This window comes from Streptomyces sp. NPDC030862 (genome assembly GCF_055571835.1).
The window spans coordinates 44,993-60,540 of sequence record NZ_JBVIEN010000006.1 but is presented as its reverse complement, the minus strand read 5'-3'; the positions used below and the strand labels follow the sequence as shown (position 1 = coordinate 60,540).

The following is a 15,548-nucleotide window of genomic DNA, read 5'->3' as shown; positions in this document are numbered from 1 at the left end:
GAGCGGAAGACGCAAGCTTCGGGTGCACGGTTGCCACACATGATCCCAAGGTGGCCACAACCTGGCATTTCCGCGATCGGGGCCGAGCATCCAAGATCATTTACTGCCGGGTCCCGGGCGTGTTGTCGGTCGCAGGTGCGAGGATGCCCTCAGCACTGAACCGGACGACGCGTCCGCGGTGGTGGGGGATCGCGGGGCCCTGGGGGGCCTTCCCCCCGGCCTGCCGGGCGCGCCGCGCAGAAGGGACCGCTGACGGCGATGCAGATCCGGCTGACCGTCCTGGCACCGACCGTCGGCCAGGCGGCGGGACGCGCCTGTGACGTGCTGGTCACCGCCCCGGCCGGGACCGCGCTGGCCGCCGTGGCCTCCGGGCTCGCCGCGGCCGTCGCCGGGCCCGACGTCTCGGGCACGGTCGTGCTGTACGCGGGCGGCGAGCGGCTCGACCCGCAGCGCCGTGTGCTGGGCGAGCCGCCGCTGGTGGACGGCGCTGTGCTCACCCTCCAGGTCCCGGGCGCAGACCACGCGCCCCTCGACGGCGCGGCGGCGCGCCTCCATGTGATCGCCGGTCCCGACGCGGGCGGCGTCCACCTGCTGCACGGCGGCCAGATCCGCATCGGCCGCTCCACCGACGCGGACGTCCCGCTGGACGACCCCGACGTCTCGCGCCTGCACTGCGCGGTGACGGTCGCCGACGACGGGCGCGTCACGGTCGCGGACCTCGGCTCCACGAACGGCACGACCCTCGACGGCGAGGAGGTCGGCCCACGCCCGGTGCCGCTCCCCCCGGGCGCGCTGCTGCGCCTGGGCGAGTCCACCCTCCGGCTGAGCCGCGGCGCCCCGGAGCCGCCGGCGCCGACGACCCCGGACGGCGAGGGCCACCTGCGGGTGCGGGCGGCGGGCGCGGGGGCCGAGCCCGGCCCGCCCGCCACGCCCCCGGTCCCGCCCGCGATCCCGGCCCAGGCCCGGTACGCGTCCGGCGCGGACGCCCCGGCCTCAGCCCCGTATGTCTCCGGCGCCGACGTCCCGGCTCACGCCCCGGCCCCGGTCCCGGCCCCTGACACCTCGGGCGCTCCGTACGCCGGGCATCCCGACGGAGCCGTGCCCGCCCCCGGCGGCGCAGGCGCCCCCGCCCAGGAGCCCCCCGGCCCCAAAGGCAGCGGTCCGCGCCGGCGCGGCATAGGCGCCTGGGCACGGCGCCTCGCGGGCGGGCGCGGCGACGAGGGCGTGGGCCCGGTGGCGTACGGAACCCCCGAGGTGCCGGGCCCGACCGGCGTCGGGGGCGAGGCGTGGCCGGACCCGGCCGCCGTGCTGCTCACGGCGCTCGGGCCGGGGCCCCGGCTCTGGGAGCGCGGCCCCGCGCACCCGGAGTCCCTCGTCGTACGGCTCGGCACGACCGACCGGGCGAACCTGCCCGCCGTGCCGGTCACGGTCGGCCTGCGCGAGGCGGGGTCCCTGGCGCTCGCGGGGCCGCGCCCGCGCCTCATGGGCCTGGCCCGGTCCGTGGCGGCGCAGCTCGCCGCGCTGCACGCGCCCGCCGGGCCTGACGGCGGCCTGGAGCTCGTGCTGCTCGCCGGAGCCGCCCGCGCCAAGCGCGACTGGGGCTGGCTCGGCTGGCTGCCGCACACGCGGCCCGCCCACGGCCAGGACTGCCGGCTCCTCCTGGCGTACGACCGGGACCAGGCGGCCGCCCGCGCCGCCGAGCTCACGCGGCGGCTGGACGACGGACCGCTGGGCCCCGGCTGGGCCGCCGCCGACCGGAGGGCCGTCGCGGAGGCGGCCGCGCGCTACGTCGGGCCGCGCACGGTCGTGGTCGTCGACGGCGACCCCGGCTCGGCGGAGCTGCGGGAGACGACGGCCCGGCTCGCCGGGGCCGGCCCGTCGGCGGGCATCCACCTGATCTGCCTGGCCGAGGCCCCGGCGGCCTCGCCGCTCTCGCCGGTCGCGGCGACGTACGAGACGGCGTGCGCCGCGTCGCTCGCCTTCCGCGAGTGCGGGGCGGTCGCGCTGCTCTCCGGCGATGTGGCCACGGCGCTGCGCCTGATGCGTACGGCGGGCGGGCAGCCCGCGGGGCACGGCACCGTCGGCACGGTCGACGCCGTCTCGCCCGCGTGGGCGGAGCGCTTCGCCCGTGCCCTGGCGCCGCTGCGCCCGAGCTGCGACGGCGGCGCCGAGAGCCGGGCCGGTTTTCACGGAACCGGGGCCGGTGCCGGTGCCGGTGCCGCGCCCGGCGGGCGCATGGCGGCCATGGTGCCGCTGCCCCCGTCCTCGCGGCTCCTCGACGAGCTGGGCCTCGCCCGCGCCACGCCCGCGTCCCTGATGGCCCGCTGGGCCTCCGCCCCCGACGGCTCGGCCGTACTGGGCGCCGGTCCGCGCGGCCCGCTCGCCGTCGACCTCACCGCCGAGGGGCCGCACCTGCTGATCGAGGGCCCGGCGGGCAGCGGCCGTACGGAGCTGCTGCGCGCGGTCGCGGCGTCGCTGGCCGCCGCCTCCCGCCCGGACCGGCTGGCGCTGCTGCTGGTCGACGGCGCGGGCGGCGAGCGCGGCGAGGGCCTCGCGCCCTGTACGGAGCTGCCGCACGCCACGGAGCACCTGGTCGCCTCGGACCCGGTGCGGATGCGGGCGTTCGCCCAGGCGCTCGGCGCGGAGCTGAAGCGGCGGGCCGAGCTGCTGGGGCGCCAGGAGTACGCGGAGTGGCAGACGCAGCGGGAGGTGTCGGACCGCCTGATCGGCCCGCGCCGCCCGGCCGACGGCGAGCAGCCGCACCGCGGCGACCTCGACACCCCGCCCAGCAGCACGCTCCGCCTGCGCCCGGCGGCCCACCGCACCGCTGCGGGCCCGGGCGCCGGCGGCCCGGGGGACGACGCCCCGACCCCGCTCCCCCGCCTGGTCGTCCTCGTCGACGACTACGACGCGCTGGTCGCCCCCGCGCTCGGCAGCCCGGGCCGCCCCGCCGCCGGGTCGGTCGTGCGTGCGCTGGAGGCGGTGGCCCGCGAAGGCCACCGGCTCGGCGTGCACCTGGTGGCGACGTCCGCGCGCCCCGACCGTACGGCCGACACGGAGCTCGCCCGCGCCGCGCGCCTGCGCGTCGTACTGGACGCGCCGCCCGCCTCGCCGGGACCGGACGATCCGGCGCCCGGGCGCGGCCGGCTGGGACATCCGGACGGCCGGGTCACGCCGTTCCAGTCGGGCCGGGTCACGGGGCGCATCCCGCGCACGGCGACGCTGCGGCCGACCGTCGTACAGCTCGACTGGGAGCGGATGGGCGACCCGCCGACCCGCCGCCCGGTCCGCGAGCTGGGCAACGGCCCGACCGACCTGGCGCTGCTGGCGAGCGCGCTGGAGCGGGCGGCCCGCTCGGTCGACGCCGCCCCGGTCCCGCCGCTGACGGCTCCCAGCCACCACTGACGTGACGTCACGAGCCCATCACGATCGCCCACTTGACAGGGAAGGCGGTATTGCGACCCCCGTACACCCGGCGTAGACCTGAGCGCACGGGACGCGTACGCGCACGGAAGAGTGCACGCAAGAGACGGGGCAGTGATGCGCACTACTCTTCGCACGAGCACGGTGGCCATGGCGTTGGCGGCGGTCGGCGCCCTCACCCTCGCCGGCTGCGGCGGCGGTGACGGCGGCAAAGGCGGCAGCCCTGGCCCGAGCAAGGACCCGGGCGAAACCGCCGCCACCGTCCAACTCCCCAAGCTCGACGGCCAGAAGCTCCAGGTCGTCGCCGTCTGGACCGGGCCCGAGCAGCAGGCGTTCACCAAGGTCCTCGACGAGTTCGAGAAGCGCACCGGTGCCGACGTCGCGTACGTCCCGACGCAGGACGCGATGCTCAACTACATCGGCACGAAGATCGCGGGCGGTTCCCCGCCCGACGTGGCGATGCTCCAGCAGGTCGGCGCGCTCCACCAGGCCGTCGCGCGCACGTGGGCCAAGCCCGTCGGCCCGGAGGCCAAGGCCCAGCTGACCAAGAACTACTCCCCGGGCTGGCAGCAGCTCGGCGCGGTCGACGGCACCCAGTACGGCGTGTACTTCAAGGCCGCCAACAAGTCGCTGATCTGGTACAACACCGCCGTCTTCGACAACGCGGGCGTGTCCGAGCCGAAGACGTGGAAGGAGCTGCTGTCCACGGCCGAGACGATCTCCGCGTCCGGCGTCACGCCCGTCTCGATCGGCGGCGCGGACGGCTGGACCCTCACGGACTGGTTCGAGAACGTCTACCTCTCCCAGGCGGGGCCGGAGAAGTACGACCAGCTCGCGAAGCACGAGATCAAGTGGACCGATCCCTCCGTCACGCAGGCGCTCACCACCCTCGCCGAGCTCTTCGGCAAGCCGGACCTGATCGCGGGCGGCGCGCAGGGCGCGCTGCAGACGGAGTTCCCGGCGTCCGTCACCCAGACGTTCACCGGGGGCGACCAGCCGAAGGCCGGGATGGTCTTCGAGGGCGACTTCGTATCGATCAACATCGGTCAGACCGAGGCCAAGATCGGTAAGGACGCGAAGGTGTTCCCGTTCCCCGCGGTCGGTGCCGAGCCTCCGGTGGTCACCGGCGGCGACGTGGCGGTGGCGCTCACCGACAAGCCCGCCACCCAGGCCCTGATGACGTTCCTCGCCTCACCCGACGCGGCGCGCATCTGGGCGGGTGAGGGCGGCTTCATCTCGCCCAACAAGTCCATGGACGTGGCGGCGTACCCGAACGACGTCCAGCGCGACATCGCCAAGGCGCTGATCTCCGCGGGCGACGACTTCCGCTTCGACATGTCGGACCAGATGCCGCAGTCGTTCGGCGGCACGCCCGGCAAGGGCGAGTGGAAGGCGCTCCAGGACTTCCTGAAGAACCCGAAGGACGTCGCCGGCATCCAGGCACGCCTGGAGGCCGACGCGGCCAAGGCGTTCACCGGCAAGAGCTGACGCCATGGCCGCCCCCGCCGCCACCCCGCCCCTGTCGAAGACCCCCGCGCCCGCGCCCCCGCGCATGCGCGTGACCGGCACCCGCAGGCTGATGGCCGCGGCCTTCCTGCTGCCGGCCCTCGTGCTGCTCGGTGCGCTCGTGGTGTATCCGATCGGGTACTCGGTCTACCGGTCCTTCTTCGACCAGTCCGGTGACACCTTCGCCGGACTGGCCAACTACGCCGAGATCTTCACCGACGACACGATCCTCACCGCCGTCAAGAACAACGCCGTCTGGGTGGTGGTGGCGCCGACCGTCGCCACCGCCCTCGGGCTGATCTTCGCGGTGCTCACCGAGCGGGTCCGCTGGGGCACGGCGTTCAAGCTGGTCGTCTTCATGCCGATGGCGATCTCGATGCTCGCCGCGGGCATCATCTTCCGGCTGGTGTACGAGCAGGACCCCGACCGCGGGGTCGCCAACGCCGTCTGGGTCGGCGTGCACGACACGTTCGCCGAGTCGGCCGGCTACCCCAAGGCCCGCCCCCTCCCGGTCCACCCGCTCAAGGCGGCGGGCGGCGGCGCGTTCGTCACCAAGGAGCCGGTACGGGCGGGCACGCCGGCAAAGCTGCCGCTGATCGGCGTGGCCCCGGCCGACATGCCCGGCGACGCCGCGCCCGCGAAGGCGCCGCCGCCGCGGGGCGACGACATCACCGGCACCGCCTGGCTGGACTTCACCCGGGGCGGCGGCGGCACGCCCAACACCGTCGACGCCAAGGAGCTCGGCCTCAAGGGCCTGAAGGTCGAGGCGGTCAAGGACGGCAAGGTCGTCGCCACCGCGACGGCGGCGGCCGACGGCACCTTCACCCTTCCCGCCGCGGCCGACGGCGCACACCTGCGCCTGCCCGAGTCGAACTTCCGCGCGCGCTACAACGGCGTCGACTGGCTCGGCCCGTCCCTCGTCACGCCCGCCATCATCGGAAGTTACGTGTGGATGTGGGCGGGTTTCGCGATGGTGCTGATCGCGGCCGGGCTGGCGGGCCTCCCCCGCGAGCTGCTCGAAGCGGCCCGGGTGGACGGCGCCAACGAATGGCAGGTCTTCCGCCGGGTGACGGTCCCGCTCCTCGCGCCGGTCCTGGCGGTCGTCCTCGTCACCCTGATGATCAACGTACTGAAGATCTTCGACCTGGTCTTCATCATCGCGCCCGGCTCGGTCCAGGACGACGCCAACGTCCTGGCGCTCCAGCTCTACCGCTCCTCCTTCGGCACGGACGCCCACCTCGGCGTCGGCAGCGCCATCTCGGTGCTGCTCCTGCTGCTGGTGATCCCGGTGATGCTGTTCAACGTCCGGCGCATACGGAAGGAGACGCGGCGATGAGCAGTCGGCTTCGCCCCGACGCGCCTCCCTGCCGGGGGTCCGGGGGTTGTCCCCCGGGCAGGCACAGCAACGTCCGGCGCATACGGAAGGAGACGCGGCGATGAGCCCAACAACCAAGCCGTCGTTCGCGGCCCGTCTCGCCGCCCGTGCCGGGGGCGGCGCCCTGCGCGTCTTCCTCGTCCTCGTCGCGCTCTTCTGGCTGATGCCGACCGTCGGCCTGCTGCTGTCCTCGCTGCGCGACCCCGCCGACATCAACGCCTCCGGCTGGTGGACGGTGTTCACCGCACCCGCCGAGCTCACCACCGCCAACTACGCGAGCATCCTCGACAACGACACGATCACCCGCTCCCTCCTCTCCACCGTGCTCATCACCGTCCCGGCGACGGTCCTCGTCATCGTCATCGGCTCGCTCGCCGGCTACGCCTTCGCCTGGATGGACTTCCCCGGCCGCGACTGGTGGTTCCTGGTGGTGGTCGGCCTGCTCGTCGTCCCCGTCCAGGTCGCGCTCGTGCCCGTGTCGAAGCTCTTCGGCGAGGTCGGGATCTTCGAGACGACCTTCGGCGTCGTCCTCTTCCACGTCGCCTTCGGCCTGCCCTTCGCGATCTTCCTCCTGCGCAACTTCTTCGCCGAGATCCCGCGCGAGCTGCTGGAGGCGGCCCGCCTCGACGGAGCGGGCGAGATACGGCTGTTCACGCGCGTGGTCATGCCGCTCGGCGGGCCGGCCATCGCCTCGCTCGGCATCTTCCAGTTCCTCTGGGTCTGGAACGACATGCTGGTCGCGCTGATCTTCGCGGACTCCGAGTCCCCGCCGATCACGGTCGCGCTCCAGCAGCAGGTCCGGCAGTTCGGCAACAACATCGACGTGCTCGCGCCCGGTGCGTTCGTCTCGATGGTGATCCCGCTCGCGGTCTTCTTCGCCTTCCAGCGGCAGTTCGTCTCGGGGGTGATGGCCGGAGCGGTGAAATGACGTACAGGTCAGCGGACGTACACCCGCGGGTCCCCCGTATGCCACGGGGCGCGTAACCCGGTCGGTCCATCGGAAGTTCCCGGGCCATGCCCCGGTTCAGCGTCATCGTCCCCGCGTACAACGTCCGGCCCTACCTGCACGCGTGCCTGGAGTCGGTGCTCTCCCAGTCCTGCGACGACCTCGAACTGATCGCCGTGGACGACTGCTCGCCCGACGGCTGCGGTGCGATCGTCGACGAGTTCGCCGCCCGCGACCGCCGGGTCGTCGCCGTGCACCTGCCCGAGAACTCCGGCCTCGGCCCGGCACGCAACGCCGGGCTCGCCCACGCCACCGGGGACTACCTCGTCTTCCTCGACGGCGACGACACGCTCGTACCGGGCGCCCTCCAGGCCGTCGCCGACCGCCTCAAGGAGACCGGCGACCCGGACGTCCTGGTCTACGACTACGCCCGTACGTACGCCACCGGTGAGACCGTCCGCAACGAGTTCCACGCCCACCTCGGCCAGGAGGGCCCCGCGCCGTTCACCCTCGCCGACCGGCCGGGGCTGCTCAAGGTGCTGATGGTGGTGTGGAACAAGGCGTACAAGCGGGAGTTCGTCCAGCGCGAGGGCTTCACCTTCCCGCCCGGGTTCTACGAGGACACGCCGTGGACGTACCCGGCGCTGCTGGCCGCCGGGTCGATCGCCACGCTCGACCGGGTCTGCGTGCACTACCGCCAGCGCCGCTCCGGCTCCATCCTGAGCACCACGAGCCTGCGCCACTTCGACCTGTTCGACCAGTACGAGCGGCTGTTCGCGTTCCTCGACACCCGCCCCGAGCTGGCGCACTGGCGGCCGGTGCTGTGCCGCCGCATGGCGGACCACTTCACGTCCGTGTTCATGGCCCCGGGGCGTCTGCCGCGCGGCACGCGCGCCCGCTTCTTCCGGCGCGCCCGCGCGCACTACCGCCGCTACCGCGCGCCGGGCGCGGCCCCGAAGTTCGCCGCGCCGAGGGCCACCACGCGCCTGCGCCACGCCCTGGTGCGGTGCGGCAGCCACCGCACGTACCGCACACTCATGGCCGCGCGTACGGCGAAGAAGCGCCTGACCGCCGCCCTCCGGTCGGCCGCGGGCAGGGTGCGCGGCGTGCTGCTCCAGCTGCACTACCGGGTCCAGCGCTGCCTGCCCGTCCGCGACGACCTCGCCGTCTTCGGTGCGTACTGGAGCCGGGGTTACGCGTGCAGCCCGGCCGCCATCGAGGAGCGCGTGCGGGAGCTCGCGCCGCACATCCGCACCGCGTGGATCTGCGCGCCGGCGTACGCCCACACCGTGCCGCCGGGCACGCGCCGGGTGCGTCCGGGCTCGGCGGCGTACTGGACGGCCCTGGCCCGCTCCAAGTACCTGGTCAACAACGTGAACTTCGACCGCCGGCTGGTGAAGCGGCGCGGCCAGGTCGTCGTCCAGACCCAGCACGGCACGCCGCTCAAGCACATGGGCCTGGACCTGATGCACCGGCCGGCCGCCGCCCGGGGCATGGACTTCGCCGGGCTGCTGCGGGCCGTCGACACCTGGGACTACCTGATCTCCCCCAACCGCCACGCCACCCTCGTGTGGGAGCGGGTCTACCCGGCCGCGTACCGCACGCTCGAGTACGGCAGCCCGCGCAACGACGTCTTCCAGCGGGCCGGCGCCGCCGACGTCGCCCGGCTGCGCGAGACGCTCGGCGTCCCCGAGGGGCACACGGCGATCCTGTACGCGCCCACCCACCGCGACTACGTCCGCCCGCAGCCGCTCCTGCTGGACCTGGACCGGCTGGCGGTGGCGCTCGGCCCCCGGTTCGTGATCCTGGCGCGCGCCCACCCCACGCACGGCGACGGCGAGCCCCTGGCCCCGGCCGCCAACCCGCGCGTGATCGACGTCTCGGCGCACCCGTCCGTCGAGCAGCTGTGCCTGGCGTCGGACGCGCTGCTGACGGACTACTCGTCGCTGATGTTCGACTACGCCAACCTGGACCGGCCGATCGTCGTCCACACCGAGGACTGGGCGGTGTACGACGCGGCCCGGGGCACCTACTTCGACCTGCGGGCCTTCCCGCCCGGCGCGGTGGCCCGCTCCGAGGACGAGCTGATCGACATCTTCGTCACCGGGCACTGGCGCGGCTCGCGTTCGGCGCAGCTGCGGGCCGCGTTCCGGGCGCGGTTCTGCCCGTACGACGACGGGCACGCCGCCGAGCGGGTCGTGCGCCACGTGTTCCTGGGCGAGGACCCGGAGCGGCTGGCGCCCGTCGTCCCGCTGGAGGAGCGCCGTCCGGCGCCGTCGATGGGGCAGGCGGTGTCGGTGCTGTTCCCGGCGCCGCGCTGATCAGGCGCGTACGAGCAGGGCTTTGGCAAGGCGGCGGACGACGCCCCGCCGGGCCATCGGCACGAGCAGCCGCCCCGCCGCCCCGCCCGGCCGCCACCGCACCTGCAGGCGCCCCGCGTCCCGCCCCTCCGGTTCGACGGTGATCCGGTGCCGGGCGGGCCCGGTGACCTCGAAGGGCGGGAAGTCCAGCGGCGCGAGCAGCACGCCGGCGTTCACGGCGTCCCCGCAGGTGACCTCCAGCACAGGATGGCGCACGCCCCAGAAGCCCTGCGGGGGCAGCGCCACCGCCGCCAGGTCGAGGCGTACGGCGCCTTCGAAGACGCCGCTCCCGGCCGGGTCGAGCCGCACCGGCAGGGTGGTCCGCCGCCCGCCGGGCGCGAGGTGCAGCCGGGCCGGCTGGGGGGCGAGCGACAGCCGGCGCCCGGGGTCGTACGTCCGTACCGCGAGCTCGACGACCGATCCGGTGTGCGCGAGGTCCGTGATCTCGTGCCGGAAGCGCGCCGCGCCGAACGGGCACCCCTCCAGGTCGAGTTCCGTCAGGTCCAGGTCGCGGCGGCCCGCCTCGGTCGCGGGCTCCGCCCCGCCCCAGTACGTACGCCCGTCCGCCACCGTCGTCCGCCGCGGGCCGACCCCGTGCACCAGCCCCCGCGCGGCGAGCCGCGCCTCCTCGTACCGGCCCTCGCGCAGCAGCCCGATCACGGCCCGCTCGACCCAGCCCAGCCGTTCGTACGCGGCCGGAGCCAGCCCGTCCAGGTACGGCAGGGTCTCGGCGGCGAACTCCGCGACCCACTCCACCTCCCGGTACGGCAGGTCGCCCGCGTACAGCCGGACGTCGTGGGACAGGAACTTGAAGTCCTTCTCCTCCCGGACCGCCGCCGAGACGCCGTGCTCCGCCAGGAACGCGTCGATGAGCCGCGCGATGGCGATCCGGTCGCGGACGTTGGACATCAGGTGCCGCCGGTTGGAGATGGTGGCGGTGTCGGCGGCGGCGTAGGGGGCGATGTACCAGCGGTAGACGGGCTCGGTGAGGACGGTGAAGGCGCGCGCGAGGGTGTACGCCTGGGCCGAGAACAGCTGGTCCTCGTAGTGCAGGCCCTCGGGGAAGCGCAGCCCGTGCCGGTCGAGGAACTCCCTGCGGTACATCTTGTTGGTCGACAGCGGCTCGAAGAGCAGCCGCGGCTCGTCCTCGATGCCCCGCACCGTACGGCGCCGGCCGAACAGCGACGCCATCCAGGTGGAGGTGGCGCCGGTGTCGGCGCGCACGCGTTCCACCGCGCCCATGGTGAAGTCGACGTCCGCCTCCCGGTGTGCGGCGAGCAGCAGCTCCACGGCCTTCGGCGGGAGTTCGTCGTCGCTGTCGAGGAACATCAGGAAGGGCGCGCGGGCGATCTCGACGGCCCGGTTGCGGGGCGCGCCGCAGCCGCCGCTGTTGCGCTCCAGCCGCAGCAGCCGGATCCGGTCGTCCTTGGCGGCGAGCGCGGCGGCGACCTTCGGGGTGTCGTCCGTGGAGTGGTCGTCGCTGATGACGATCTCGATGGCGCGGTGGGTCTGGGCGCGTACGGAGGCGACGGCGCGCGGCAGCCGCGCCGCGTCGTTGTGGACGATCACCGTCACGGTGACGTCGGGGTAGGTGGTCATCGGCGCGCGGCCTCCTCGGGGGTGGGTGCGGGGGTGCGCCGGCCGAGGGGCAGCAGGGGCGGCAGGCCCTCCTCCCCCTCGCCGAGGAAGACGCGGCGCACGACCCGCTCGGCGGCGTGCCCGTCGTCGTACTCGCAGAAGCGCAGCCGGAAGTCGTGGCGCTGTTTGCGGGCGGTCTCGTCGCACCAGGCGGTGGAGGTGAGGACCTCGGCCAGTTCACCCTGGCCGCGGGTGACGGGTCCCGGGGCCTCGGCCGTCAGGTCGAAGTAGACGCCGCGGACGCGGGTGTACGTCTCCCAGTCGTCGGCGTGGATCACGATCGGCCGGTCGAGGTTGGCGTAGTCGAACATGAGGGACGAGTAGTCCGTGACGAGGACGTCGGCGGCGAGCGCGAGCTCCTCGACCGGGTCCCAGCCGGTGACGTCGAGGACGCGGGGGTGGCGGGGCCCGGGCAGCCGGTCGTGGAAGTAGTGGCCGCGCACCAGCAGCACGGTGTCCTCGCCGAGCCGCTCGGCGAGGCGCGGCAGGTCCAGGCGGGGCGTCCAGCGGGCCTCGTGGTCGCGGTGCGTGGGGGCGTACAGGACGGCCCGGCGGCCGGGTGCGATGCCGAGGCGGGCGCGGGCGGCGAGGACGTCCTCGGCGGTGGCCCGGTAGTAGACGTCGTTGCGGGGATAGCCGTAGTCGAGGGAGCGGTAGCCGGAGGGGTAGGCGCGGGCCCAGGTCTCGGTGGAGTGGCTGTTGGCGGAGAGGCTGTAGTCCCAGCGGTCGATGCGCTCCAGGAGGGCGTCGAAGTTGAGGCCCTGGGCGGCGGCCGGGTGGTGGCGCTGGTCGACGCCCATGCGCTTGAGCGGGGTGCCGTGGTGGGTCTGGACGTGGACGGAGCCGGGCCTCTTGGCGACGTCGTTGGGGAAGTTGACGTTGTTGACGAGGTACTTGGCGCGGGCCAGGACGTCCCAGTAGCGGGGCGTGCCGGGGACGACGTGGTCGGTGCCGGGCGGCAGCAGCGGGACGCGGTCCTCCTCCACCACCCACACGCGGCGGATGTCGGGCGCGAGTTCGGCGAGCTCGGCGGCGAGGGCGGCGGGGTTGCAGTGGACGCCGCGCCCCCAGTATGCCGAGAAGACCGCGAGGTCCTCGTCGACGCGGCGGCGCAGGGCCGCGCGGTAGCGGCGCCGGGTGCGGACGGCCGCGACCTGCCCGGCGCGCGCCCCGACGGCCGTCTGGAGGGCGCGGCGCTTGTCGTTGGCGCCGCGCAGGGCCCGGTAGCCGAGGTAGGCGCCGTGCGCGAGGAGGTGGTGGCGTACACCGTCGAGGCCGCCGGGACCGCGGTGGCCCTCGGGGCGGAAGCGGGCCGCGTGGCGGGCTGCGCGGCGGAAGTACTCGGCGACGAGCGCGGGCGGCAGCTCGTCGCGGCGGGCGAGGGTGGCGAGGTAGTCGGCGGTCATCCGGTCGTACAGGCGGGCGCGTACGGCGGGGTTCCCGCAGCCGGCGTACAGCTCGTGCAGCCGCTCGTACGGGCCGAAGGCGGCGAAGTGCCGCTCGGGCTCGGCGGCGCGCCGCTGCACGGGCCGGTCGCGGCGGTGGACGACGGCCACGGTGTCGCAGCAGGCGACGCGCCGGGCCAGGAGCAGCACGGCGTACGCGGGGTACAGGTCGCCGTCGACGGCGAGGAGCCCGGGGTGGTGGTCGAGGAGCCGGGCGCTGATGACGCGGGCGCCGAGGACGGGCGCGAGGTCCAGCAGCGCGGGCCGCTCGTCGAGGCTGGTGAGCCGGGGCAGGCGGGCGAGGAGCTCGGTGTCGCCGCTGGGCGCGGCGTCGTCCCACCAGTGCGCCACCCGGTGGTCGCACAGCAGGACGTCGGCGGCCGCGGCCTCCGGCAGGGCGTCGAGCCGGGCGGCCACGGCGGCCGCCGCGCCCTCGGGCAGCCGGTCGTCGGGGTGGACGAACTGTACGTACGCACCGCGCGCGGCGCCCACGGCGGCGGCCCGGGCGGTGGCCGTCGACGCGTGCGGGGAGACGGGGACGACGGTGACGCGCGGGTCGCGCGTCTCGTGGGTCTCGGCGAGCGCACGGGCGGCCGGGTCGTCGAGCGGCACGGTCACCACGACGTCGAGGTGCGCGTACGGCTGGGCGGTGACGCTCTCCAGGCACTCGCGCAGCCGGCTGAGGGAGGCGCGGCCGGAGACGATGACGCTGAGCTGGGTCATGGCGGTCCCCCTAGGAACGTTGGCCGGCGAAGACGGTGACGAGGCCGATGACCACGAGCAGCGACCCGGCCCAGGTCCACGGCGAGGTCCGCTCGTGCAGGAGGGTCGAGCCGGCGAGCACGATGAGCAGGTAGCCGAGGGCGTTGAAGGGGTACGCGACCGACAGCGGCACCCGCGCGAGGGTGGACATCCAGGCGACGGCGGAGACCGCGAAGACGGCGAGGCCGACCACCACCCAGGGCGTGGTCGCGGCGTGCACGGCGAGGGAACCGCCGCCCTTCTCGACGGCGGTGGCGGCGGCCCGCATCCCGTGCTTGAGCATGATCTGCCCGGCGGCGGAGGAGAACACCGCGAAGAGCAGCAGGGAGAAGCTGGCGAGGGTCAACGTCCGCCTCTCAGACGCCGACGCGGTGGGCCTGGGCATCGGCGGGGAGGTCGGTCGGCACGTACTGGCGGTTGAGGATGTCCTGGACATCGATGTGCTCCCCAGCGATGATCGTCCGCGCCGCGTGCGGGGTGAGCACGGCGACGTACTGGTAGCCGAAGAGGGTCGGCCGGATCCGGGTCAGCAGCTTCGACAGCGCGCCGAGCGCCCTGGCGGCCGGTCCGCCGCCGAGGACGGACCAGAAGGGCGCTCCGGTGGCGCGGAGGGACAGCACGTCGTAACCGGCGGAGCGTACGGTGCGGCGCAGGCTGGCGCGGCTGAAGAAGCGCAGGTGCGTCTCGTCGAGGATGCCGCGCCGGTCATAGTCGAAGATGCCGAGTGCGACGCGCAGCCGCGAGTACCAGTGGCCGAAGTTCGGTACGGACAGCAGGACGTGTCCGTCAGGACGGAGCACGTCGCGCAGCTCGGCGAGGAGGCGCTCGGGGCGGGAGAGGTGCTCGACGACGTCGCCGGCGACGACGTAGTCGTACCCGTCGCCCTCGTGGACGGCATCGGGCAGGCCCTCCTCCAGGTCGGCCAGGTGGAACCCGCCGGAGCAGCGCGCGCGTACGCCCTCCACCTCGACGCAGTCGATGCCGGTGACGGTGTGCCCGAGGGCTTCGAGGCGCTCGGCGAACAGGCCGCCGGAGCAGCCCACGTCGAGGACGCGCCCGGGCGGCAGGTCGCGCATCCGGTCCAGGATGACGGCGTGCGAGGAGCCGTCGCCCTCCTTGAAGGCGTACGCGACGGGCTTGGGGATCCAGTCGCAGGTGCCGAAGCCCTTGCGCGCGAGGCGGTATTCGAGGACGTCCTTGACGACGTCCTTGGCGTAGCGCAGGCCGTTGACGTAGCAGATCTCGTCCCCGTAGTAGGTGGGGATGGGGATCTCCTTGATGCGCATGCCGGCGTCGACGAGCTGGACGATGATCTGGGTGTCGAAGTCGAAGGCGTCGGTGTTGCGGTCGATGGGCAGGCGCCGCAGGGCGTCCACCTTGTAGGCCCGGTAGCCGGAGTGGAACTCGGTGAGGGCCGAGCCCAGGAGGGCGTTCTCCAGCCGGGTCAGGATGCGGTTGCCGAGCCACTTGTAGGCGGGCATGCCGCCGCGCAGGGCGTCGCGGGGCCGCATCATGCGGGAGCCGAAGACGGCTTCGCACTCGCCGCGTACGAGGGGCTCGACCATCTGCGGGAGCAGCTCGGGGGCGTACTGGCCGTCGCCGTGGAGGAGGACGACGATGTCGAGGCCGCGCTCGGCGGCGAGGGCGTAACCGGCCTTCTGGTTGCCGCCGTAGCCGAGGTTCTTGGTGTGGCGCATGACGACGGTGGGCGGCATGCCGTCGAGCTGCGACCAGCGGCAGCCGGCGGTGAAGGTGGCGTCGTGGCTGGCGTCGTCGAGGATGAGGATCTCGGCGATGCGGGACCGGAAGTCGGCGGGGATGCGGTCGAGGGTCTTCTCGAGGGTCGACTCGGCGTTGTACGCGACGACGAGGACGCCGATGCGGGGACCGGCGGCCCCGGCGGGGCGGGGCGGCGCGGCGACTCCTGGCGCCCCGGTGGGGCTCGGGGAGGCTTCGGGGCTTGCGGGGCCTGCGGGACCTGCCGGGCTCGGGGGGCTTGCGGGACCGGCCGGGCTCGGCAGCCCGGCGGGACTCGCGGGGGCTTCGGGGCCTGCGGGACTGTCGGGAGTCATGGGACTTCTCCACTCTCGGGT

9 protein-coding genes are annotated in these 15,548 nt (G+C 74.5%); 5 read left to right on the top strand and 4 right to left on the bottom strand.

Annotated features, from left to right (window positions below):
• Positions 1-258 precede the first annotated feature (258 nt).
• From ACZ42X_RS17425 to ACZ42X_RS17405, 5 genes are all read left to right on the top strand, one after another.
• The gene (locus tag ACZ42X_RS17425) at positions 259-3,405 is read left to right on the top strand and encodes an FHA domain-containing protein (protein WP_468290295.1); all 3,147 of its coding nucleotides are present in this window, start codon (positions 259-261) and stop codon (positions 3,403-3,405) included.
• 135 nt (positions 3,406-3,540) lie between these two features.
• Positions 3,541-4,911, top strand: coding sequence for an ABC transporter substrate-binding protein (locus ACZ42X_RS17420; RefSeq protein WP_468290293.1), 1,371 nt, complete (start codon positions 3,541-3,543; stop codon positions 4,909-4,911).
• A 4-nt stretch (positions 4,912-4,915) separates the two neighbouring features.
• Positions 4,916-6,265: a carbohydrate ABC transporter permease gene (locus ACZ42X_RS17415; RefSeq protein ID WP_468290290.1), complete on the top strand. Its 1,350-nt coding sequence runs from the start codon at positions 4,916-4,918 to the stop codon at positions 6,263-6,265.
• 100 nt (positions 6,266-6,365) lie between these two features.
• Positions 6,366-7,232, top strand: coding sequence for a carbohydrate ABC transporter permease (locus tag ACZ42X_RS17410; protein WP_468290288.1), 867 nt, complete (start codon positions 6,366-6,368; stop codon positions 7,230-7,232).
• A gap of 86 nt (positions 7,233-7,318) precedes the next feature.
• Positions 7,319-9,571 carry a bifunctional glycosyltransferase/CDP-glycerol:glycerophosphate glycerophosphotransferase gene (locus tag ACZ42X_RS17405; RefSeq protein WP_468290285.1) on the top strand — a complete coding sequence of 751 codons (2,253 nt, stop codon included), beginning with the start codon at positions 7,319-7,321 and terminating at the stop codon, positions 9,569-9,571.
• On the opposite strand, the gene ACZ42X_RS17400 is transcribed toward ACZ42X_RS17405, so the two are convergent.
• From ACZ42X_RS17400 to ACZ42X_RS17385, 4 genes are read right to left on the bottom strand one after another with little or no spacing between them, the layout of a single operon-like run.
• A complete protein-coding gene (locus ACZ42X_RS17400; protein WP_468290282.1) occupies positions 9,572-11,209 on the bottom strand; it encodes a glycosyltransferase family 2 protein in 1,638 nt (545 codons plus the stop codon). It lies immediately after the preceding gene.
• Positions 11,206-13,416 (bottom strand): CDP-glycerol glycerophosphotransferase family protein, encoded by a 2,211-nt coding sequence (locus ACZ42X_RS17395; protein ID WP_468290280.1) that lies wholly within the window; start codon positions 13,414-13,416, stop codon positions 11,206-11,208. Before ACZ42X_RS17395 ends, ACZ42X_RS17400 begins: the two co-directional genes overlap by 4 nt.
• 10 nt (positions 13,417-13,426) lie before the next feature.
• Positions 13,427-13,801, bottom strand: coding sequence for an SMR family transporter (locus ACZ42X_RS17390; protein WP_361422630.1), 375 nt, complete (start codon positions 13,799-13,801; stop codon positions 13,427-13,429).
• 10 nt (positions 13,802-13,811) lie between these two features.
• Complete coding sequence (locus ACZ42X_RS17385) at positions 13,812-15,527, bottom strand: methyltransferase domain-containing protein (RefSeq protein WP_468290277.1); 1,716 nt, start codon at positions 15,525-15,527, stop codon at positions 13,812-13,814.
• Between the last annotated feature and the right edge of the window lie 21 nt (positions 15,528-15,548).

What these genes read in the sequence shown, in the direction of transcription:
- ACZ42X_RS17400 (WP_468290282.1), bottom strand. Translation starts at nt 11,209, where the DNA reads ATGACCACCTACCCCGACGTCACCGTGACGGTGATCGTCCACAACGAC.
- ACZ42X_RS17395 (WP_468290280.1), bottom strand. Translation starts at nt 13,416, where the DNA reads ATGACCCAGCTCAGCGTCATCGTCTCCGGCCGCGCCTCCCTCAGCCGG.
- ACZ42X_RS17425 (WP_468290295.1), top strand. Translation starts at nt 259, where the DNA reads ATGCAGATCCGGCTGACCGTCCTGGCACCGACCGTCGGCCAGGCGGCG.
- ACZ42X_RS17415 (WP_468290290.1), top strand. Translation starts at nt 4,916, where the DNA reads ATGGCCGCCCCCGCCGCCACCCCGCCCCTGTCGAAGACCCCCGCGCCC.
- ACZ42X_RS17385 (WP_468290277.1), bottom strand. Translation starts at nt 15,527, where the DNA reads ATGACTCCCGACAGTCCCGCAGGCCCCGAAGCCCCCGCGAGTCCCGCC.
- ACZ42X_RS17405 (WP_468290285.1), top strand. Translation starts at nt 7,319, where the DNA reads ATGCCCCGGTTCAGCGTCATCGTCCCCGCGTACAACGTCCGGCCCTAC.
- ACZ42X_RS17420 (WP_468290293.1), top strand. Translation starts at nt 3,541, where the DNA reads ATGCGCACTACTCTTCGCACGAGCACGGTGGCCATGGCGTTGGCGGCG.
- ACZ42X_RS17410 (WP_468290288.1), top strand. Translation starts at nt 6,366, where the DNA reads ATGAGCCCAACAACCAAGCCGTCGTTCGCGGCCCGTCTCGCCGCCCGT.